At 45.0% G+C, this 23,645-nt stretch carries 14 protein-coding genes; 10 read left to right on the top strand and 4 right to left on the bottom strand.

Translation table 11 applies throughout. From position 1 onward, the window contains the following. Window positions 1-161 precede the first annotated feature (161 nt). The 5 genes from EGI32_RS12260 (at window position 162) to EGI32_RS12240 (ending at window position 7,467) form a co-directional block, all read left to right on the top strand. The gene (locus tag EGI32_RS12260; protein ID WP_255155649.1) at window positions 162-2,207 is read left to right on the top strand and encodes a KUP/HAK/KT family potassium transporter; all 2,046 of its coding nucleotides are present in this window, start codon (window positions 162-164) and stop codon (window positions 2,205-2,207) included. Between the two features lie 94 nt (window positions 2,208-2,301). Further along, the gene (locus tag EGI32_RS12255) at window positions 2,302-2,610 is read left to right on the top strand and encodes a rhodanese-like domain-containing protein (RefSeq protein WP_255155648.1); all 309 of its coding nucleotides are present in this window, start codon (window positions 2,302-2,304) and stop codon (window positions 2,608-2,610) included. 356 nt (window positions 2,611-2,966) lie between these two features. Beyond that, window positions 2,967-3,755 (top strand): alpha/beta hydrolase, encoded by a 789-nt coding sequence (locus EGI32_RS12250; RefSeq protein WP_255155647.1) that lies wholly within the window; start codon window positions 2,967-2,969, stop codon window positions 3,753-3,755. A gap of 289 nt (window positions 3,756-4,044) precedes the next feature. Then, window positions 4,045-4,860 (top strand): alpha/beta hydrolase, encoded by an 816-nt coding sequence (locus tag EGI32_RS12245; protein ID WP_255155646.1) that lies wholly within the window; start codon window positions 4,045-4,047, stop codon window positions 4,858-4,860. A 42-nt stretch (window positions 4,861-4,902) separates the two neighbouring features. Then, a complete protein-coding gene (locus EGI32_RS12240; protein ID WP_255155645.1) occupies window positions 4,903-7,467 on the top strand; it encodes a zinc-dependent metalloprotease family protein in 2,565 nt (854 codons plus the stop codon). A 145-nt stretch (window positions 7,468-7,612) separates the two neighbouring features. Here the strand turns inward: EGI32_RS12240 and EGI32_RS12235 are convergent, their stop codons facing one another. Then, window positions 7,613-8,518, bottom strand: a complete 906-nt coding sequence (locus EGI32_RS12235) for an LD-carboxypeptidase (protein WP_255155644.1) — start codon at window positions 8,516-8,518, stop codon at window positions 7,613-7,615. 34 nt (window positions 8,519-8,552) lie between these two features. On the opposite strand from EGI32_RS12235, the gene EGI32_RS12230 reads away from it, so the two are divergent. Continuing rightward, window positions 8,553-12,365 carry a gliding motility-associated C-terminal domain-containing protein gene (locus tag EGI32_RS12230; protein WP_255155643.1) on the top strand — a complete coding sequence of 1,271 codons (3,813 nt, stop codon included), beginning with the start codon at window positions 8,553-8,555 and terminating at the stop codon, window positions 12,363-12,365. Between the two features lie 78 nt (window positions 12,366-12,443). On the opposite strand, the gene EGI32_RS12225 is transcribed toward EGI32_RS12230, so the two are convergent. Further along, the gene (locus EGI32_RS12225) at window positions 12,444-13,463 is read right to left on the bottom strand and encodes an LD-carboxypeptidase (RefSeq protein ID WP_255155642.1); all 1,020 of its coding nucleotides are present in this window, start codon (window positions 13,461-13,463) and stop codon (window positions 12,444-12,446) included. A gap of 182 nt (window positions 13,464-13,645) precedes the next feature. On the opposite strand from EGI32_RS12225, the gene EGI32_RS12220 reads away from it, so the two are divergent. From EGI32_RS12220 to metG, 3 genes are all read left to right on the top strand, one after another. After that, the gene (locus EGI32_RS12220; protein WP_255155641.1) at window positions 13,646-14,236 is read left to right on the top strand and encodes an RNA polymerase sigma factor; all 591 of its coding nucleotides are present in this window, start codon (window positions 13,646-13,648) and stop codon (window positions 14,234-14,236) included. Further along, window positions 14,223-15,938 carry a hypothetical protein gene (locus EGI32_RS12215; protein WP_255155640.1) on the top strand — a complete coding sequence of 572 codons (1,716 nt, stop codon included), beginning with the start codon at window positions 14,223-14,225 and terminating at the stop codon, window positions 15,936-15,938. Before EGI32_RS12220 ends, EGI32_RS12215 begins: the two co-directional genes overlap by 14 nt. A 169-nt stretch (window positions 15,939-16,107) precedes the next feature. Further along, on the top strand, window positions 16,108-18,267 hold the full coding sequence (gene metG, locus EGI32_RS12210; protein ID WP_255155639.1) for a methionine--tRNA ligase: 2,160 nt from the start codon (window positions 16,108-16,110) through the stop codon (window positions 18,265-18,267). Between the two features lie 193 nt (window positions 18,268-18,460). Here the strand turns inward: metG and EGI32_RS12205 are convergent, their stop codons facing one another. Both EGI32_RS12205 and EGI32_RS12200 read right to left on the bottom strand, forming a co-directional pair. After that, window positions 18,461-19,090 carry a response regulator transcription factor gene (locus EGI32_RS12205; protein ID WP_255155638.1) on the bottom strand — a complete coding sequence of 210 codons (630 nt, stop codon included), beginning with the start codon at window positions 19,088-19,090 and terminating at the stop codon, window positions 18,461-18,463. 174 nt (window positions 19,091-19,264) lie between these two features. Beyond that, on the bottom strand, window positions 19,265-22,306 hold the full coding sequence (locus tag EGI32_RS12200; RefSeq protein ID WP_255155637.1) for a two-component regulator propeller domain-containing protein: 3,042 nt from the start codon (window positions 22,304-22,306) through the stop codon (window positions 19,265-19,267). A 267-nt stretch (window positions 22,307-22,573) separates the two neighbouring features. Between EGI32_RS12200 and EGI32_RS12195 the strand changes: the two genes are divergently transcribed. After that, a complete protein-coding gene (locus EGI32_RS12195) occupies window positions 22,574-23,620 on the top strand; it encodes a WG repeat-containing protein (protein ID WP_255155636.1) in 1,047 nt (348 codons plus the stop codon). The last annotated feature ends 25 nt before the right edge of the window (window positions 23,621-23,645 follow it).

Raw genomic sequence — 23,645 nt, 5'->3', positions numbered from 1 at the left:
CCATAATAAACTTCCAACTTCCAGTTCCCTCTCTTTTGGAGAGGGGTTGGGGTGAGGCCGTATGGCATCGGCTTTCAAAATACTTCCCCTTCATATTATAATTCATTTTACATTTGTGTAGCCTTTACACATGGCAAAGGCTGTACTGAAAATTATTTTTCGTGGGTAAACACATTAACAAAGTCACCGGCGCCGGACTACTTATAGCGTTGGGTATTATTTACGGTGATATTGGAACTTCACCATTGTACGTTTTTAGCGCTATCATTAATGGTAAAGCAATTGATGAATTATTGATCGTTGGGGGGTTATCCTGTATCATATGGACGCTCACACTACAGACCACGGTAAAGTACGTGATTCTCACGCTACAGGCGGATAATAAAGGGGAAGGCGGCATATTTTCATTATACACACTTGTAAGGCGACAAAAGAAATGGCTGGTCATTCCGGCAATGATAGGCGGGGCCGCACTGCTGGCCGATGGAATGATCACACCTCCCATATCCATCACTTCTGCCATCGAGGGGTTGAAAAACATACCGGTGATTGCCGATATTCAACAGAGCACTATCATTATTATCGTTCTGTGTATCCTGGGTGTACTGTTTTTCATGCAGCAGTTTGGCACAAATTCAATCGGAAAAATGTTTGGTCCGGTGATGAGCATCTGGTTCCTGATGCTGGCCATCCTGGGCATCACGCATATGTCTGCCGATTGGACTATTTTAAAAGCATTCAACCCATACTATGCATTAAAGTTACTGGTAGCCTATCCTTCCGGCTTCTGGATTTTAGGCGCTGTCTTTCTTTGTACAACCGGGGCAGAGGCTTTATATAGCGACCTGGGACATTGCGGTCGTGGAAATATCCGTATTTCATGGATTTTCGTTAAGGCTTCGCTGATATTGAATTACCTGGGGCAGGGGGCTATGCTTCTCAACCATAAAGGAACGGTGTATGCCAATACGGAGTTGCTCAAATCTGCCAGTTTTATGCAGGCCAATCCTACGGCAATTACCATGGAGAACCCGTTTTACACGCTTATGCCCGAATGGTTTCTCATATGGGGGATAGTGATCGCGACCATCGCGGCCATCATTGCCAGCCAGGCGCTTATCAGTGGATCTTTTACGCTTATTGCCGAGGCTATCCGTCTTAATCTCTGGCCGAGGATGAAGATCAATTATCCGTCGGAAGCCAAGGGGCAGTTATTCATACCCGGGATAAATACATTATTGTTTGTAGGCTGCTGCGGTATCGTACTTTATTTCAAATCATCGGGTGCCATGGAAGCTGCATACGGCCTTGCGATCACCTTGTGTATGCTGGCAACTTCCATTTTATTTTCCAATTACCTGGTTTCTAAAAGAGTAAAACCTGCGCTGATATGGTGCTTCCTGGCCGTTTATATCAGTCTTGAAATCAGTTTCCTCATTGCCAATCTTGATAAATTTCCTCACGGTGGGTATGTGACACTGATTGTGGGGGGCGGACTATTTGCCGTGATGTATGTATGGTACAGGGCACGCAAGATCAAAAACAGGTATGTGGAGTTTGTGCGCATTGAAGAATATATTCCCAAACTGGAAGAACTCAGCAACGATACTTCGGTGCCTAAATATGCCACCCACCTGGTGTATCTCACCAGTGCCAACAACCCGAAAGAGATCGAGCATAAGATCATTTACAGCATCCTGAGCGGCAAGCCAAAGCGTGCCGATATTTATTGGTTCGTGCATGTGGATACGCTCGATGATCCTTATACGAGTGAGTATTCGGTAGAACACATCATTCCGAATGATATCATCCGCGTAGAATTCAGGCTTGGTTTCCGTATAGCGCCGAGGCTCAACCTCATGTTTAAAAAAGTGGTGGAAGACCTGGTGGCCAATCGGGAAGTAAATATCCTGAGCCGCTACGAAAGCCAGCAGCGCAATAATATGCGGGGCGATTTCCAGTTCATCGTGATGGAAAAATTCCTCAGCCAGGACAACGAACTGCCTTTCTTCGAGCACCTGATCATGAAGATATATTTCTGGTTGAAAGAATTAAGCATCAGTGAAGAGAAAGGTTTCGGCCTTGATCAAAGCAATGTAGCGATCGAGAAATTCCCGCTGGTAGTGGCGCCTGTGAGCAAACTGAAGCTGACGCGTATTTACCAGAATGAGGAAGATGATGTGAACGAAGCAGATTATAAGTATTGAGCGAAAACCCCGGAGGTTTACAAAAAACCTCCGGGGTTTACGAAAAACCTCCGGGGTTTATAAAAACCCCGGAGGTTTGATAATAAGAACGTATATGCAATCAATCGACGCCAAAGATCTCCGCCAAAAAATTGATTCCGGAGAGGATATTTTCCTGGTCGATGTACGCGAACCCTGGGAAAGGGAATTCTTCAACATCGGCGGAATATCAATACCGATGAATGATATAACAGATCATATCAACAAAATACCCAAAGACAAGCCGGTGGTTTTTTATTGCGAAAAAGGCATCCGCAGCGGAATTGTCATTCAGCGCCTTGCGGAGAGAAACGGGTTTGAGAATCTTATTAATTTATCAGGAGGTATCCAGGCGTGGAAAAAAGCGGGTCTTACCCCAACATAGCCTCACCCCAACCCCTCTCCAAAGGAGAGGGAACTGGAAGTGGGAAGTTCAGGATTTTACAGCTACTTTACTGGCCGGAAATTTCCGAACGGCACTATCAGAAAAAACTAACTTTAATTATAAACGCCCAACTCCACGTACCTCTCCCTGGAGAGGGGTTGGGGTGAGGCTTTGAAGCCGTTGTTGGTGTTTTCACCAACAACCCCGAAGCACAGAATGTTGAAGGTTGTTGGTGATAACACCAACAACGGCTCTTGAAACGCTACCAAAAAAGCATCACTTCTTCGCTAATTCGTGTAATTCGCATAATTCGTGTAATTCATGAAATTCGTATTATCTTAAAGCAAAAATTCTTCTTGAACCCAACCCTGCTTTATATCATCGTCGGTTATGCCTTACTCATGATCATCGTATACCTCGTGCAGGAACGTTTCATCTTCAAGCCTGAGAAGTTGCGCCAGGATTTTCAATACAAGTACGATACGCCTTTCAAAGAACTTTTTTTCGATATTGAACCCGGTGTGCGCATCAACGGGCTCCATTTTACGGTGGAAAAGCCACTGGGGCTGATCCTTTATTTTCATGGCAACAGCAGAAGCATCAAGGGTTGGGCGAAATATGCCAAAGATTTTTTTCGGTATAAATATGATGTGGTGCTGGTGGATTACCGCGGCTTCGGCAAGAGCACGGGCAAGCGTACCGAAGTGGATATGCTCAACGATATGCAATTTGTATACACAAGGCTCGCGGAGCAATATGGCGAGCAACACCTCATTGTTTACGGCCGCAGCCTGGGTAGTGGGTTTGCCACCAAAGTGGCGAGTGATAATCATCCGCGTTACCTCATCCTGGATGCACCTTATTTCAGTTTTAAAAAAGTAGTAGAACGTTTCCTGCCGATACTGCCGCTGCGTTTCCTGCTCCGTTTTCAATTACGTACCGATACCTGGATCAAAAAAGTGACCTGCCATACCTATATCATCCATGGCACCAAGGACTGGCTTATACCCATCAGCAACAGCGAGCAACTGCAGGCGCTCAATCCCAAACGGATCACGTTGATACGGATACACGGTGGCCGACATAACAACCTGCCGATGTTTAATGAGTATCATAATTTTATCAGGAACATCTTGTTAGAATGACAAATGATGAATTACGAATTACGAATGACAAATGAAAGAGAAGGGGGATCACAGATTTTAAAGGGATGAAGGGGATTGCACAGATTGTTTTTCACAAGGTGAAAAACTGAAATGCAGTTTATAAATCTTGAATCTTTAATAACGTTGCAAGAATTATAAGCTGCATTTCCGTTTTCTGCTTGCAGAAAACAATCTGTGCAATCCCCTTCATCCCTTTAAAATCTGCGATTCCTTTTCTTTCGCTTCCATCTTCGCTTTAATTCGTAATTCGTAATTCGTAATTTCGCTCATGAACTTCAACAAGAAAAAGATCTTCCGCTGGCTAAGGATTCTCATCCTCATCTATTGTAGTATTGGTATCGCGATATATTACCTGCAGGATTATTTTCTATTTCACCCCGAGAAGCTGGATCGTTCGTACCAGTTCAAATTCAATCAACCTTTCGAAGAAGTGAACATCCCCATGAACCAGGAGGATACGATCAATATGGTCAAATTTTTTCCGAAGGAAAAACCGTACCGTGGCGTGGTGATCTATTTTCATGGCAATATGAAAAATGTAGAACGGTTCGCTCCTTTTGCAGATGTGTTTACCAAAAAAGGATACGAAGTATGGATGCCCGATTACCCGGGTTATGGCAAAAGCACCGGCAAACTCACCGAGGAAAAGCTGTACCAGCAGGCATTGCAGGTGCAGAAGCTGGCCATGACGGCTTATCACAGCGATAGCATTATACTTTATGGGAAGTCATTGGGCAGCGGTATAGCGGCTTATGCCGCGGCAGGAACAACAGACAAAATGCTGATCCTGGAAACGCCTTATTCCAGCATACCCGATATCTTTGGTTGTTATGCCTTCATGTATCCCGTCAACAGGATGATCAATTATAAGATACCCACGGTGGATTATTTGCAGGAGGTGCACATACCGGTGACGATCCTTGCAGGTACGAGCGATTGGGTGATACCACATCGTTGCGCCAGCAAGTTGAAAAGATCTTTGAAGGCAGGTGATCAGTTCATCAGCATTTCAGGTGCTACCCACCATGATCTTAATAAATCCATGAAATATTATCAGGTCATAGATAGTCTATTAAACCGGTAGTTATTTGCGATTTCTTTTATATATTTAGGGAAAACTACCTGTATGTTCAAGTATTTCTACCTGCTTCTATTTGTATTATTATGCTCTTCCCTCAACCTGGCCGCCCAAAACCGGCAATGGGTTTTTGTCAATGAAAACGATGCCGATAAATTGAACACGGCACGCGTATTGATCCCGCAAAATTATAAGACGTTGCTGCTCGATTTTGAAGGATATAAAAGTTACCTCTCTGCAGCTCCGAAAGAATTTGCTTCGGTAAGCAGCGGCATGGTGATTGAGATACCTTATCCCGACAACACTTTTCAGCGTTTCAATATCAAGGAAACAAAACTGATGGAAGATGGGCTGGCAGAGCAGTTGCCGGGTATCAAAACTTTTGTGGGGTATGGTATCGATGATCCTTATGCCACTATCCGCCTCGATTACACTTACCAGGGTTTTCACGCATTTGTAAGAAGCCCTAACGGAAATGTTTTCATCGACCCTTATCAAAAAAGTAATACAGGTTTATATGTCAGCTATTTTTCAAAAGACTACCGTGATCCACTGAAAGAAACTTTTGAATGTAAAACGGAAGATGCCGCTACTTCCAACTTTGTTGCAGCAGGCACCTGTATTGGTTCTCAATTGAAAACCTATCGCCTGGCGCTGGCATGCACCGGCGAATATGCCACGGCTGTTAGCTCCCCGAGTGCGCCTAGCATGCCATTGACAGCAAGTGCCATGGTAACTTCAGTAAACAGGGTAGTAGGTGTTTATGAAACCGAACTGGGCATCCGCCTGGTGTTGATCGCTAATAACAACTTATTGATCTACCTCGATGGAGCAACCGATCCATACAGTAACGGAAACGGATCTACCATGCTGGGTCAGAACCAAACCAATGTGACCTCGGTGATAGGCAGTGCCAATTATGATATTGGCCATGTGTTCAGTACCGGTGGCGGCGGAGTTGCAGGATTGGGCGTGGTATGTTCCAGTGGCAATAAGGCAAGAGGTGTAACCGGCTCTACAAACCCGGTAGGCGATAATTACGATATCGATTATGTAGCACACGAAATGGGCCATCAGTTTGGCGGCAACCATACATTTAATAGCGTGACCAGCAGTTGTGGTGGCGGAAATAGGAATGCTTCAACCGCATACGAGGTAGGAAGCGGTACAACCATCATGGCGTATGCAGGAATTTGCGGAGCGGATAATATCCAGGCGCACAGCGACCCGTATTTCCATACAAAAAGTTTCGATGAGATCATCGCCTATACAACCAGCGGAAACGGGGCAGGTTGCCCGGTGGTGACATCCACAGGAAATGTTGCCCCTACGGTCATCATGCCTGCCAATAACCAGCAGATACCAAAGGGCACTCCGTTTGTATTGACCGGAAACGGGTTTGATGCCGATGGCGATGCCATTACGTATAACTGGGAGGAGTGGGATCTCGGCACATCGGGCACCTGGAATTCCGGCGCTGCCAATACTACGAGGCCGCTGTTTAAATCGAGGGTTCCATTAACGGTGGGGAGAAGATATTTTCCTGCATTGCCGGTGATATTGGCCGGATACCCTGCCAGCCCCACTGCTGATATGGGCGGATTGAAAGGCGAAACTTTGCCGACTGTTGCACGTACCATTAAGTTCAGGCTGACCGTTCGCGATAACCAACCCGGTGGTGGTGGTGTTGCTACCGGTGGCGATGGTTGCAGCAGCACGGCCATGTTCAATGTGATCGTTACCGACGATGGGCCATTTGTACTCACCAGTCCTAATACTGCACTGGTATGGCAAGGTGGTTCCACACAAACCATTACCTGGGATGTAGCCAATACCAATGCGGCGGGGGGCATCAATTGCCAGAATGTAGACATCCTCATGAGTACCGATGGCGGACTTAATTTCAATACGGTTGTATTGTCGAATACACCCAATGACGGTTCGGAGGATATCACCGTGCCTGCGATCAATTCTACCACCGTTCGTTTCATGGTAAAAGCAAACGGGAATATTTTCTTTGATATATCCGATGTTAACATGACCATCACTTCACCTTTGCCGATCGCCTTGCTTGATTTTAATGTTACAGCCGTGAAAGATGCATTGCAGCTCAACTGGTCTGCTTCGCAGGAGCAAAATAACAAGGGTTTTGAAATACTGAAAAGTGAAGGCAATGCTGCCGGCTTTGTAAAAGTTGGTTTTGTTAACGGAGCCGGCAACAGCAGCAGCGTGAAGAAATATAGCTTCAGCGACAGGAATATCCGCAAGGGGGTTGAATATTTCTACCGCCTGCGCCAGGTAGATATCGATGGGCATAGTTCTTTGTCGGATATCCGCAAAGGCAGGCTGAATGAAGATGGTAAACTGGGTATGGTATTGAGCCCTAACCCGGTGGTGAATGAATTAGGAGTTTACCTGAACGGGCTGGATAAATCGGATTACAGCATCATCCTTTCCGATATTTCCGGCAGGGTGATCAGCACCAATACTTACCGCAACAATTCTTCCAGCAACAAAGCAAGCATAACGATGGATCATCTGGCTAAAGGGATGTATGTGCTGAAACTGATACAGGCGGATAAAGTGCTTACGCAAAAAGTGATGAAACAGTAAGAAAAATCAACCCCTTTCATCGGTCGCAAACCCTGTCAGCGGTTGGGAAAGAAACAAGAAAGCCATCTCGGTTAGAATTAATTTCTAAATGAGATGGCTTTTTTGTTTATCGGCTATCGGGGTCTGCGACCGCTGACAGGGGTTATTAAATTTCTTTCAGTCTCACTTCTTTCCCTACAGACAGCTGATATTCCCCTCCCACTTTCAACGCATAATTTTCTTTATCGTGGCTCACCGGAAAATGAAAACAAACCGGGTAATTCACTTCTCCAACCACTTCAGTTAAAATCTCGTCGATTGTTTTTCCAAATGGCCGCTCGGTATCTTTCATATCGGTAAAACCGCCCAACACAAGTCCTGCAAGCTTTTTCAGCTTACCGCTTCTTTTAAGCTGGTATAGCATACGATCGATGCTGTAGAGGTATTCGCCGATATCTTCTATGAAAAGGATCTTGTTTTTCGTGTCAAAATCAGATGCTGTACCGATCATATTGACCAGCAGTGCAAGGTTTCCGCCGATCAGTCTTCCGGTGGCTTTTCCATCGCGGTTGAACGGATGCGCTTCAACTTTATAATTGGCTTTTTTTCCGGCTAGTGCATTTTTGAGCGAAGCGATATATTCATTTTTGTACCCTTCGTCATTGAAAGCCGCCGCCATTGGCGCATGCAGCGATGCCGTGTTATATTTGCCCGCCAGATGTGTGTGCAGCACGGTGATATCGCTGAAGCCGATCACCCATTTCGGATTTTTTTTGAAGCGGGTAAAATTGAGCTGGTCCACTATCCGCCCCATACCATAACCACCCCTTCCAAACAGGATCGCGTGGATATTTTTGTCATCCAGCATGGCCTGCAATTCATCCAGGCGCTCTTCATCCGTACCGCTGAAATAATTTTCGCTCTGGCTGCCTAAAGTTTTGCCAACCATAACATTATAACCCCAACTCTGCAATGTTGCGATACAGGTCTCTGCTTTTTCAGCAGCCATATAACCGGCAGGACAGGTAATCCCAATGGTATCGCCTTTTTTTAAATATGGAGGAACGTTCATTTTTTGTTAAATTTAGGAGCCACAAAATTAAACTATGCGCTTATCATTACTCGTTTTTTTATTGTTATGCTTTTCATTTTCGGTAAAGTCACAGGTTTGCAGCGGCCCGTTCATGACTGCCGGAACGGCGCAGGCGGTATGTGGCACCCTTACTTTTAACCTGGGAACGTTGCCAAATTGTGATGGCCCCAATATTCCCAACAACACATCAGGATGTGGTAACATTGTTACCAGCGATAATTCAAACTGGTACAAATTTCATTGTTATGTGGGCGGAACACTGGGCTTTTTGATAAGCCCGGTGATGCCGGAAGATTTCGACTGGGAATTGATGGACATCACCGGTCATAATCCAAATGACGTGTATACAATGGATCTCCGGGTGTCTTTGAATTTAAGTGGTTATGTAGGGGTAGATGGTAATACCGGGTGTACTGCTGCCGGAACTTCAGACGTACGTTGCGCCGGTGGCGGAAGTGGTACACAATACAACAGGATGCCTACTCTGATCGCTGGCCATGATTACCTGTTGATGGTGACGAACTTTGATGCATCAGGAAGAGGGTATAACCTCAATTTTTTTGGTACCGCACAATTGACCGACCAGGTACCACCGACTACCACCAATGTGCTTGTTACCAATTGCGAAGCGAATAAAATCAAGCTGACTTTTTCGGAGGATATTTTATGTAATACCATCACCCCAACCGGCAGTGAATTTGTGATCACACCGGGTACACATGTGATTACGGGGATCACATCGACCTGTTCGGGTGGAGCCAATTCTACCACAGAACTCACCATTAACCTGCAGGATCCTTTGCCTGGCGGCAATTACAGCCTGCAAATAAAATCCGGCACCGATAATAATATATTCAAAGATGTTTGCCTCGACGAGATGTTGCCGGCAAATATCCCTTTTTCCGTTCCAACACAAACAGTGGCCGCCATCACCAATATTGCTTTTTCGGGCTGTGCACCCAAAGTGCTGGATGTGACATTGTCGAAAGCGGTACGTTGCGGCAGCATAGCCGCAAACGGCAGCGATTTTTCCATATTGCCGGGCAATCCCGCGATCGTATCGGCCACCACTATCTGTACCGGCAATCCCGGTGTCACCCGTACTGTGCGACTGACCCTGCAAAATCCTTTGCCTTACGGTAATTACCAGTTGCAGCTAAAAAACGGCTCAGATAATAATACTATCATCGATAGTTGTGGCATCGCTATGCCGGTGGGGTATTCAGCGCCGCTGGTAATACCGCAGGCTACCGCACCACCGGTCATCCAATCGGTAGGGTTCGATGAATGCCATCCTGCCAAACTGGTGCTGACTTTTGATAAGGTGATCAATTGTGCATCGCTGTCGCCAACCGGCGACGAATTTACCATTCCGTCTGGAAGCCCGGTTATCAGCGCCACCACCAATTGCGGGGGGAATACTTATGGCAACCAGGTAACTCTTACGCTCGCCAGTCCATTACCTGCGGGCAATTTCTCTGTAAATGTAAACAGCAGTCCTACAGATAACAATACGATTTCCGATACCTGCTTTTCCTACATGGTAGCGGGTTATTCAAAACCATTCGTGGCTACACAAGCGCCACCGTTGAAGATGACGGGTGTTACCTTTTCTGGCTGTGCGCCCAATGTGTTCACGGTTAAATTTACCAAACCGGTTTTGTGCAGCAGCATTTCGGCTGACGGCAGTGAGTTTACGCTGACGCCCGGAACAAATACCATCACCAATATACAGTTCGTTTGTACACCCGGAGCAACTGCTTATACGGAAGAAATAAAACTGACGTTTCAAAACCAGGTGCCTTATGGAAATTATCAACTGAATGTATTTCCCGGCTCGGATGGAAATACACTGACCGATACCTGCAATGTAACGATGCTTGCTACTCATTCATTTCCTGTAGTGATTCCTCAAACAACCACGGCGCCTGTGATACAGGCGGTAACATTTGATGAGTGCAAACCTTTTAATGTAAAAGTGAAATTCGACAAACCTGTCCGTTGCGGTTCTGTTTCAACTAATGAATTTACCGTCACTCCCGGATCTTACACGGTAACGTCTGTAAGCAGCAATTGCAGTTCGGGCGCACTGTATGCTGATGAAATGACACTGACTTTGGCTACAAAATTACCGGCAGGCAATTTCAATGTCAATATCCGGAATGGCTCGGATAACAATACCTTATCCGATACCTGTTTTGCGTTTATGCCGGTTGGCGCTACGAGAGCATTTACCACTACGCAGTCGCCTGCACCGGTATTCGATTCCCTGCAGTATGATAAATGTACGCCTGCCCAGATAAAAGTTTTTTACAGCAAAGCGATTCGTTGTGCTTCTGTGATCACCGGGGGCCAGCAATGGAACATCACCGGGCCTTCGGCGGTAAGTATTACAAATGTGACCGGTGATCCGGCTACCTGTACGTCAAATGCCGGCGGATACAGCAGTTGGTTCATCCTGCATTTGTCAGCGCCTGTCACCACTTTTGGTACCTATGTTTTACATAATACCACTGCAGGTGGACTAACGATTACGGATACCTGCTTTGCAACACAGAACCCCAACAATACCATTTCATTCAATGTACTGGGTAAACCCTCCGCGGCTTTCACCGACCAGGTAAGGTTCGGTTGCGAAAAAGATACGCTTGTGCTTTCGCATCCGGGTGGTAATGGCATCAATTCGTGGAACTGGACATTCAGTGATGGAACTACCGCCAACGGGCCAACCGTTACGCATACTTTCCCGGTATCAACCGTTACTGCTACTGCTGAACTCATCGTTTCAAACGGTTTGTGTAAGGATACTTTAAAAAGAAGTTATACACTCGACAATGCGTTTGAGCCTTTGTTTAGCATCAATCCTGTTGATACCATCTGTAAAGACAAGCCATTAAGTTTTGTCAATAATTCAACCGGCCGGAACCTGCAGTATCTCTGGCAGTTTGGCGACAATACTACATTTGCCGGGCAAACGCCCCCTGCCCATAATTATGCTGTGAGCAATGATTACATGATACGCCTCATTGCCACGAATGATCATGGATGTAAGGATACGGCGACAAAACAACTTTATGTTACCGCATTGCCCACCGCTTCCTTCGGCGTTCTCAATCCGAAATATTGCGCCGGAGATATGGTTACGCTTACCGGCACGGTGACGGGCCATATCAGTAATTATGTGTGGGATAACGGTGACGGTAAAACGTTTTCCAATACGAACCAGGTAAACTTTTCTTACGCCAGCGAAAAAAATTATACGGTAAAACTAACGGTCAGCGATCGCTTCTGTGATGCTGTTGTGGCAACGGCTTCCACGCAGGTCTATGCAGTTCCGGCAATATCGTTGGGCGAGGATAAAACCCTTTGTCCCGGCATGAGCACGCAGATAGGCGTTTCATCACGTTCGGGGTATACCTACCTGTGGAGCACGGGTGCAACCACTTCTATCATTCCTACCAAACTGGTATCGGAAAATTATACCCTCACCGCAGACAACCATGGCTGCAAAGGTTCGGATGCCCTCTTCGTAAATGTGCTGGATAATTGCCTCATAAAAGTGGCGGGTGCATTTACGCCAAATGGCGATGGCCGCAATGATCAACTGAAAGCCATCAACGCGGACCTCGCTACCAACTTCCTGTTGAAGGTTTACAACCGCTTCGGGCAACTGGTGTTCAGTACTACCAACCCTCTGGAAGGCTGGGATGGCCGTCAGAAAGGGCAGGGCGCCGAATCTGGAACGTATGTGTGGCAGCTGAGTTATGTAGATCCGATCTCGAAGAAGCCGGTGTATCAAAAGGGGACCACTGTGCTGATCAGATAGGACTCAATAATTACGAATTGACAATTACGAATTACGAATGACCGAAGCGAATAGGGTTTCATTCGTAATTCGTAATTGTCAATTCGTAATTGTCAAAGTACATCCATCAGCATTTACATCCATCGTATGTTTTACGCCGCATTTTAATGCAAAGTTATTCTTCTGGTGCCCAACGGGAAAATCAAAACACACGGGATAATTGTAGCCGGATATTTTGTCGAGCACGATGCGCTCTAGTGTTTGCCCGAACTCATCCCCCGCATCATCTTTTTTTATTTTAAATCCGCCAACGATCAGGCCTTTCAGTTGCGAAAGCTTGCCGCTGCGTTTCAGGTTCCAGAACATGCGGTCGATGCTGTAGAGGTATTCGCCGGTATCTTCTACAAAAAGAATTTTATCTTTTGTGATGAGGTCGCTTTTGCTGCCAGCCAATGATTCAATGGTCTTGAGATTGCCGCCTACAAGTATGCCCCGGGTATTACCATGCCTGTTAGCCGCATTGGGCAGGGCATGATATTGCATCTTTTCATCCGCCAGGCATTTGCGGATGCTTTCGATGGTTTCTTTTTGCACAGGTTCAGCCAGCAACCAGTCCGAAGGGAAACTATTGCACATTTTGGAATGAATGGTGGCGATGTTGAAATTGCTGTTGATATGTGCATGCAATACGGTGATGTCGCTGAAGCCGATGATCCATTTCGGTTTTTTGACAAACCTGCTGAAGTCGATACCATCAATGATCCGCACTGCACCATAGCCGCCCCTGGCGCACATGATGGCTTTTACCGAATCATCATTCAGCAGCTGCTGAAAATCGGCGAGGCGCTCGGCGTCCGTTCCACCGAAAGTGTAATCACGTTTGCCGATGGTGCTGCCGATCCTGATGCGGTAACCCCATTCTTCCATTTTTTTTATTGCCGGCTGAATATCTTCCGGCGTAATATAACCTGCCGGGGAGGTAATGGCAATAATGTCGCCGGGTTGCAAAGCTGGTGGTATCCTGAAAGGTTTCAACAAACCCTCGTCCATACTTTTTGCCACTGCATTAAACGAAATGGCAGCAGGAAGGATGGAAGTGAGGAAGTTTTTTCGTTTCATGATCCTAAAATACAGAATATAATGGATAATGGATAATAGGGTAATAGATAATAGGGTAATGGATAATAATTGTTCATAACGGAACGGTATTTCGGCGGTGCTGAATTATCCATTATCACATTATCCATTAATTATTAAAAATACCCAACCCTTTTAATCTCTCCCACAGTTATATATATTACATGGAGCATTTTTTACAAAAAAGAAAATTTTTGAGTGCACAGACCGACATATTGATCAAAGGTTGCCAGCAAAACGAACTGCATGCGCAGGAGCAATTGTATAAGTTGTATTATGCTGAAATGATCAAGATCTGTTTTCGCTATGCGGGAAACGCCGGCGATGCCGGAACGATCTACAACAATGCCATGCTGCGGGTGTTTAAATACATCGGGCAATATAAGGATGAAGGCAAGCCGGGCGCCTGGATCAAAACCATCGTGGTTAATTGTTGCATCGATTTCTGCCGGCAAAAAAATAATTTTCAGCAGTCCGTACCCTATACCGGACAGGAAGAAGCGGTCATTCGCCCCGAAGCGTTTGACCGCCTTTCGGGGAAGGAAGTGCAGCAACTGATCGCCCAATTGCCAACGGCCACCGCCACAGTCTTCAACCTGTTCGTGTACGAAGGGTTTACGCACAAACAGATCGGCGGGCACATAGGCATCAGCGACAGCACCAGCAAATGGCATGTTGCGGAAGCGAAAAAATTATTGAAACAAAAACTCGAAACTTTTACCGAAACCGAATTACAAAGAAATGCAGCAGGATAATTATATAAAAAATAAACTTCAGCAGCTGGAGAATCAGCAGTTGCCCGATCTCAGCCAGATGGATGAGCATTGGAAGCAGATGCAGGCTATGTTGCAGCCGGTACAGGCCACGCCGGCGAAAACATTTCCTAAAGGTGGTGTTTGGCTGATTGCGGCTGCATGTATCATTGCTGCAGTGGTTGTTTTGGTCAATAAAAAACAAACGACAACTTCTGCTGAATCCAATGCTTCACTGGTGAAACAAACAGCGGAGAAAAATCAACCTGAAACAGTTTTGTCGGAAGATACAACGCTGATTGTTCCTGTAATGGCTACATCAGATTCACTGGTTAAAACACTAAAACCATCATATATAAAACCATTCGTACTTCAGCTTAATGAAAACAATTCCATCACCAAAACAGAAAGGTCGGATTCCACACAAAACATTTTGCCGCAAGGCGAAAATGAGCCTGCGATTTCCAGACAAAGATTGCTGGAAGAGTTGTTCAATGGCCTGGTGAAAGAAGCGCAGGAATTTGATATAGATAATTCAAAAGATACTTTGCTCTTCTGCAAAGAAGGGGCTGCGTTATTGATTCCTGCTGCCACTCTTGGAAATGGTGCGGTAAAAATTTCCATCAGGGAATATTTCAAAAAGTCGGACATCGTATTGAATAAACTCACCACGATGAGCAACAGTGATCAGCTGGTGAGTGGCGGGATGGTACACATCGGGGCAACTAAAAACGGGCAGCCGGTACAAACTGTATCGAATAACCCGGTACGATTGATATTGCCGGATACTACTGCGAACATGAAATATATGCAACTGTTTTATGGCGATAATGGACGGGGCGGACGGGTAGCACAAGGCAACATAGACACGGCTGAAGCTGGTGCAGGGCTGATAAACTGGATTGCTCAAACGAGTAATTTTACCACTCAGCAATTTCAAACGCAGGTGTGGGTACTGGATCTTCGAAATGAACCTTTTAAAATTAAGAACAGGAAAAAAGGGGAAGTGGCTGTATTTAACATCGTGCACGAACCTAAGTTGCCAAGAGAGCAGATCAGGCAGATGCTGAAAGAAAAATACGGTTATTATAAAGTCCGTTTCGGGTTCGGGCAAAACAGTTTTTTTCATGGACGAACAACCACCTATCTCAATCGCTCGGGTACTTATTCGGATATTCCGATCGGGGACTCTATCTGGATGGGAAAAAGCCAGGCTGATAAATACAACCTGCCTTTTAGCAAAACGCGGGTGGTCGTTTCCCGAAGCGAAAGTGTTGACGGAACTACCTATTCTGCTATTTCAAGAACCGTGAACGCGGATGTGATTGAAAAGATCAATGATAAATATGGGGTGGAAATTTCTTCACTTGGCTGGATCAATTGCGACAGGTTTTACAACGATAGCCGCAAAAAAGTGAACTATGCTGTAAACCTGGGCGATGCCGCAAAGAATTATTACACCGTGCTGGTGTTCGACAATTATCGGTCTGTTATGCCGGGATATATTTCAGGAAATGAGATCAGGTACAATATGTTGCCGCTCGGGGAACCTGTCACCATCGTAAGCATCGGGATAGATGCAAAAGGGCAGGCCGTTGTAGCTATGAAAAAGACTAAAGTAAGTGAAGAAACCCTGACCGGTCTGCACTTTGAAACCACCACCCCTACGGATTTAAAAGCTTCTCTGAGCAAGATGGATAATTAGCCTTTGGGGGTAATGAAGGCTGAACCGGTGCATTTGCGCCGGTTTTTGTGTTTACTGTTGCGGGTTAGGAAACCTCCGGGGTTTCTAAAACCCCGGAGGTTTCAACCCCATTTTGCTTACTTTTGCGGAAAATATGACAATCATTTCTGTCATATGCAAAAAAAGAGTAATGACCGATCCAAAAAGATACCTGATAACAAGTGCCCTTCCTTATGCCAACGGCCCGAAACATATCGGCCACCTGGCCGGCGCTTATTTGCCTGCTGATACATACGTGCGCTATCTTAGGGCGCAGCAAAAAGACGTGGTATATGTTTGCGGCAGCGATGAACATGGCGCCGCTATTACGATCCAGGCGATGAAAGAAAATACGACCCCGAGGGAGATTGTAGATAAGTACCATGCGATGCTAAAAAGCAACATGGCCGACCTGGGGATTTCGTTCGATATCTATCACCGTACTTCTGCCCCGATCCATCACGAAACGGCGCAGGAATTTTTTACGATGCTGAATGATAAAGGTGATCTGGAAATAAAAGAAACAGAACAGTATTTTGATGAGGAAGCCAATACTTTCCTGGCGGATCGCTACATCGTAGGTACCTGCCCCGTGTGCAGCAATCCGAATGCCTATGGCGACCAATGCGAAAGATGTGGTACATCGCTCAGTCCCGAACAACTGATCAATCCGTATAGCACATTGAGTGGTAAACCGCCGATCAAAAAATCAACTACCCACTGGTACCTTCCGCTGGATAAGCACGAGGCTTTCTTACGGCAATGGATACTCGAAGATCATAAGGAAGACTGGAAAGCAAACGTATTGGGTCAATGTAAAAGCTGGCTGGATATGGGTTTGCAGCCAAGGGCTGTAACACGTGACCTCGATTGGGGAATCGCTGTACCGGTAACGGGCGCAGAAGGGAAAGTATTGTACGTATGGTTTGATGCACCGATCGGCTACATCAGCGCCACCAAACAATGGGCAATCGACAACGAAAAAGACTGGAAACCTTATTGGTACAATGACGATACCAAGCTGGTACATTTTATCGGGAAGGACAACATCGTTTTTCATAGCATCATCTTCCCGGTGATGCTGAAACTGCATGGGAATATCCTGCCGGATAATGTTCCAAGCAATGAGTTTATGAACCTCGAAGGCGACAAGATGAGCACCAGCCGTGGCTGGAGCATAGAGATGGATGATTATATCAACGATTTTGTAAAACCGGAAAATGGTGGCGAACAGATGGTGGATGCATTACGTTATTATCTCACAGCCATCGCACCGGAAACAAAAGACAGTGAATTTACATGGAAAGGTTTTCAGGATGCGGTGAATAGTGAGTTGGTGGCTGTGTTCGGGAATTTTGTAAACCGTACGTTTGTGCTGATGCATAAATTGTGCGGGGGAAAGGTGCCGGTTTTTCACAACGAGATCATGGATGAAAAAGACAAACAACTCCTGCAGGATATCACCGATACGAAAAACAGTATTGAGCGTTTGATCGAAGGATATAAATTCCGTGACGCCCTGTATGAAGTAATTGACCTGGCGAGAAAAGGCAACAGGTACATGCAGGAAAAAGAACCCTGGATCGTAGCGAAAACGGTCACCGATGCCGGGCAACCAACCCCCGAAGCGCAAGCCAGGATTGATAATTGTTTACATATCTGTTTGCAGCTTACGGCAAACCTCGCGATTTTCATCCACCCGTTTTTGCCGTTTGCAGCAAAAAAAATGTGTTACATGATGAAAGTGGTGGACAAGATGCTGGACTGGGAAAATGCCGGTAAGGTGAAATTGCTGAGTGTAGGATATTCACTGCGTGCACCGGAATTATTGTTCAGGAAGATTGAAGATGCAGAAGTAACAGCGCAAATTGAAAAATTAAAACTTAAAAGCCAGAAGATAAAAATGGAAGGAACGACCACCGGCAACGGACAACCGACAACCGACAACGGACAACAGGCAAAAGCGAAAGAAACTGTTATCAAAGAAACCATACAGTTTGATGATTTTGCGAAGATAGATCTGAAAGTGGGTACGATCCTGGCTGCGGAAAAAGTGGATAAAGCCGACAAACTCTTAAAACTGGAAGTAGATCTTGGCTTTGAAAAAAGAACGATCGTTAGCGGCATTGCCCTTCATTTTTCTCCGGAAGAAATTGTGGGCAAACAAGTAACTGTTGTAATCAATCTTGCGCCCAGAAAGATGAGAGGGATTGAAAGCAATGGCATGATCCTGATGGCGGAGGATGCTAACGGAAAATTGCAGTTTGTGAACCCGGATGTGGCGGTGGAGAACGGCAGTGGCGTAAGTTAGTCAATGGTGAATAGTGAATAGTCAAACCTTCGGAGTTTGTAACACTGAGTAACTTTAAAAAATCAGAAATTAACTTTTTAAATCAAAGGTTCATGAAAATCATGAGCCTTTGATTATTCTGCTATAATGATCTCTGTAAATAATGACTTTCTTGAACTGTAAGCATTTCGAAGATTTGACTATTCACTATTGACTATTCACTTCTTGCCAGCGCCTTAATGATCGCTTCCGCATTTGACTTCACGTTCAGTTTCCTGTAAATCGTTTTTATCTGCGTGCGGATGGTTTCTACACTTTTGAATAATTCAACAGCAATCTTTTTGTAGCTGTACCCTTTTACCAATAATTCCAGCACTTCTTTTTCCTTGCTCGTCAGCATGAGCAATTCATCCTTGCTGCTTACATTATTCTTAGGAAAATGTTTGAGTATCTTACTCGCTATCGCCGGGGTAAGTGGAGAACCGCCATTGATGACATCTTTCACGGATTCGATGATCTTGTCGCCGCTGCTGCTTTTCAGTATGTATCCGTTTGCGCCGAGGCAGATTGCATTCAGCACTTTATCATTTTCTTCAAATACGGTAAACATCAATACCCTGGCATCCGGATTTTTTTGTTTTAATAGCGAAAGCCCTGCCAGGCCATTTACTTCCGGCATGTCGATATCCATGATCACCAGGTCTGGTGAGTGTTCCGCATAGATACGGTCGATCCCTTTGGCATTTTCATAAGTACCGCAAACCTTTATCTGCTCATCTGATTGCAGCACTTCACAAAGGCTTTGCTGAACAAGAAAATTATCTTCAAATATGATTACTTTCAATTTTATGTTTTTTTAAAATTATCCTTTTAAAGGTTATAATAAAATACCCCATCAGGGTTAGTTAATGGATAATTGATAATTGATAATGGATAATGCTTCGTGGTTGAAAGTCTTTTCTTTTAGCAGAACCTGCTTCAATCCGAAGACATTGTCCATTATCCATTAATCCATTAATCAGATTCTCAAACTTATATTCCAACTCGTTCCTTCCCCGTCTTTTGCAGTCAATATCGCTTTGCCTTTGTGCCGTTGAGTACGCAGCTGAATATTATTCAATCCGTTTCCTGTGCGTTCACTGGTGGTGTCAAACCCATTGCCATCATCGCTGGCCTCTATGAGCAGCATGTTTTCTTTGGTGTGCAGGTTCAGGCTGAAATTCTTTGCCTTGCTGTATTTGGCTGCGTTGTTAATGATCTCTTTGCAGATCAGGTACGCATCTTTTCTGGTTTCCATATCTATCTTGCGGCTGTAAAGATTGGGCGAAACCGACAATGAATAATCCGTTTCATTTTCATCAAATGCATCGTTCATAAATTGTTGCAGGCGATTTGTGAGCTTTTCCAACGTGTCGTTGCCGGGGTTGATGCTCCATACAATATCACTCATGTTTTGTATCATCTGCCGGGATGTATCTTCCACTTTGTCGGCGAGCTTCACCGCATCATCAGGATTAGAAGCGATCTTTTTCTTCAACACGGTATTCATCAGTGTGATGCTGCTGAGGGCTGTGCCTATGTCGTCGTGCAGGTCTTTGCCGATCCTTTGCCGCGTACGTTCTATCGCCAGCAGGCGGGATACGCGGATGTTGTAGAAAAGATACAAAAGGCCCAATATCGCTATCGCCACAAAAGTGCGGAACCACCAGGTCTGCCACCACGGAGTTTCAATGGTGATCTTCAGATTGGTGAAACTGGCTACAGCACCCGATTTTCGGTTCACCGCCCTTACTTCAAAATCAAAATCGCCGGCAGGAAGATTGAAGAAAAGGGCTTTGTTGATAGAGCCAGCTTTTACCCACTCATTTTTAAAATGCAACAAACGGTATTCATATTCATATCCCGATTCATCCAGCAGGTCGAGCAGGCGATAGTCGATCTGTATTGAATTTTCGCTGTAAGCGAGGTTCACAGAATTCTCCGGCCCGATAGTTATTTTTTTATCATTCGCCAGCAATTGTGTGATCATCAGCGGCGCCGTTCTTTTAAAAGAAGCTGTTGCGGTGTTCATTACCTGTATATAATTCCGGCCGCCCACAAATAATTTTTCATCATTGATAATAAGCCCCCCTCTTACAATATTATCGATCAATCCATCATTGCCACTATACGTCCTGATCGCTTTGCTGTTGATATTGATCTCCATCACACAGCCTTCACTTCCGGCATACACAAGATTGTTATTGTCATAAGCGATCTGCAAAAGGCTGCTGCTGCAAAGCCCGTCTTTTTCCCTGTAAATAGTTATGATGTTTTTTGCAACATCGAGATGTACCAGCCCTTCTACCGATGTGGCCCAGATATTCTCATATTTATCTATCACCAGTCTCAGCGGTACGATGCCGGTTTTGCTTGTGCTGTCAAGATAAATTTTCCATTCGTTTACCTTTTTTGTGGAAGGGTCGTAACGGACGATCGAGTGATTATTGAGGATGATCCAGAGGATGTTGTATTTATCCGCACGGATATAAAACATGTCTTCTTTCAGTAACGGGGAAAGGGAATCGGCGAACGTGAATTTTTTAGTGTCTTTTTGATATTTCCATAAACCAGTGCTGGAAGCAAACCAAAGATTGCCGAGCGCATCCTCCGTCCCTTCATAGATCTGTAACCTTTCCGCATTCCCCTTTTTGAATTGCTGTATGTCGAGCATTTTTTTTGAAGTGCCATCTTCATTCAGGATGGAAACGCCTTCAAGGCTGCTGTACCACACGGTCCCATCGGGACTCGCATGCATCCAGTCGATAAATTTTTGTTTGTAACGCACTTCAGGATCGGCAGACAATCCTTTCATCGAAAGCGTAGGTTTGGAAAGCTCATAATCGTACCGGATGATGCCATTGTCTTTTGTACTCAGCAAAACCTGGTTGGGATGCCGGTTGTCTTTTATCATGTACTCATACTGGTACCGGTTGAAATTTCTGCCATCGTACGGCTCTATGTAAAAAGTCTGCAGAAGCTGATTACGGAGATTGAAATAACTGATACCATCCGTAGTGCTTACCCAGCAGGTCTGGTCTGCATCAAAATTGATGGAAGCAGAAATGTTATTGGAAATGATACTTCCGGGCCTCGAATCGTTACGGGTATAAAAACGCACGAACGCTTTTTTTTCTTTATTGAATAAACCGAGGCCGAGCATTTTGGTGCCCACCCATAAAAAACGCGGATCGGTCACATCCTGCGCAATCGCGGTTACCGCATAAGACTGATGATAATTTTCTGCGGCGAAATATTCAATCCCGCCGTTTCTTTTATCAAACCTCGCCAATCCGCCACTGCTGTACATTCCAAGCCATATAAAATCTCCATCGTCTGTAAGTGAACCCGCTTCAACGGGCTCCACGTTATTGGGCCTGCCTGGTAAAACGAGGTATTTTTTTATGTTGCCAGTTTTGAGATCATATCCATAAAGATTCGGATAACTCGAAAACCAAAGCACACCGGCTTTATCTTCCATGAAATGATAAGTGCCATATTTTTTTTGCAATGATGCATCCTGCTCGGTTTGGATAAGCTTAGCCTGCAACGTGACACTGTTGATGCACACCAGGTAATTGCCCTGACCGGCATAAATATTTCCATCCGATGCATAAAAAAGATGGGAAATGCGATCCACTTTATTTTTAAAAGGGGAGAGGTCGATGTTGGTAAAATGACTGGTCTTTTTTTGAAAGAAAAAGATCTTGGTTTCGCTGCTCATCCAGAGTTTTCCGTCTTTATCCTCGGTAATGTAACGCACGGAATTTACGGGGATGGTGTTGCTGTCGGCTTTGTTGTAATCATGTAAAGTCACCGTTGCCCCATCAAAACAATTCACCCCTTTTGAAGTGGCGATCCACAAAAATCCCTGCTTATCGCGATACGTACTCCAGATACTGTTTTTGCTTAGCCCTTCCTGTTGGGTGAGTTTTCGGAAAAAAATATTGGAGGGGGGCTGAGAATACGCAGGCTGGATGAGGCCGATTAGAAAAATGATATAGCTGAGTCTGCGAAGCATATTTATTAACTAAATATAGTGAATAGTGAATAGTCAATAGTCAAACCTTCGAAGTGTTTTCGGTATCTGTTTTGTTCTGGATCATTAAGTCTGATATAAAGAGGTGGAGAAACCATTTGGAGTTCAAAGAGTTGACTATTGACTATTCACTATTGACTAACTCCCCGCAATGCAGAAATAATTCCACAGCAGCCAATATTTAACTTGTTTTCTCCTAATGTCCCACTTTGGTCGGTTATTTGCCTTACAGTATAAAAAGAAATGATTATGAACAAGATAAGTATGCTCGTGGTGTTATTATTTGTAGCAGCAACGGGTTCTTTTGCACAACAGATAGATTTTTCCATGGTTCCTTATCGCAGCGGCGATAAATGGGGTTATGCATCTCCCGACAACAAAGTTGTCATTCAACCTAAATATGCCGAAGCCGGCTGGTTTTCGGAAGGATACGCAGCTGTAAAAGTTGGCAGCAAATGGGGCTATATCAACAAGGCCGGACAACTGGTTATCCCGGCAAAATTTACCGTAGCAAAATCTTTCAGAAAAGGATATATGCCTAATAGTAAAGATAATGGCGGGGATTCCATTCTTTTTGCAGGGGCGTCTCTCCAGGCCAGTGGTTACGAAATATGCATCAACAGTAAAGGTGTTACGCTTTCAAAATGCCCTGCCATACCGGAAAATTCTGTAGCGGAAAACAGGGCACCGCTGGAAACAGTGATGCAGCAAAAAACATATTCTTTGCCAAACAATGATGGCCTGTTTGATAAGATCGAAAACGATTACAAGATCGCTGGCAGCGATGAAACTTATTACATCGCTCAAAAAGGCAGTTCTTATGGGGTATTCAACAGTAAATTTGAAACCGTTGTGCCATTCGGTTATAGTGCGATCAAGCTGGTGAAATCCGGCGGCAACCAATACCTGAAAGTGACAAAAGACGGAAAGAGCGGTTTGCTGGCGCCGGGCGGACAATCGATCATAGAGCCTTCCAATACGGATGTGACGTTGGTGAATGCCAGCAACAATGCCGAGTATGTGATTGTACAGCATGATGGAAAATCATTTGTAAAAGACATCAACAATAAAGATATCATAGACAAAGGCTATAGCGAGATCGTGTATGACGATGGCGGCTTTGTAGTAACTGCCGATAACAAATTGAAAGGTTATTATTTCCTGAACAACACTTATATCCAGCCCAAATATACTGAAGTGAAAATGATGCCTGGCGGGCGATACCTGCAGGTGCGCACATTTGCGGGCAAAACCGGGTATATCAGCCCTTCCGGCAGTGAATATTTTGTAGAATAGTTTAATTGTAAGATTGAACCAATTG

Origin of the sequence: Ferruginibacter sp. HRS2-29 (assembly GCF_024343615.1) — a bacterium.
In the GTDB taxonomy this organism is placed as follows: Bacteria; Bacteroidota; Bacteroidia; order Chitinophagales; family Chitinophagaceae; genus Ferruginibacter.
Note: the sequence above shows the minus strand (reverse complement) of the source record. Positions and strands in the feature narration are given on the sequence as shown.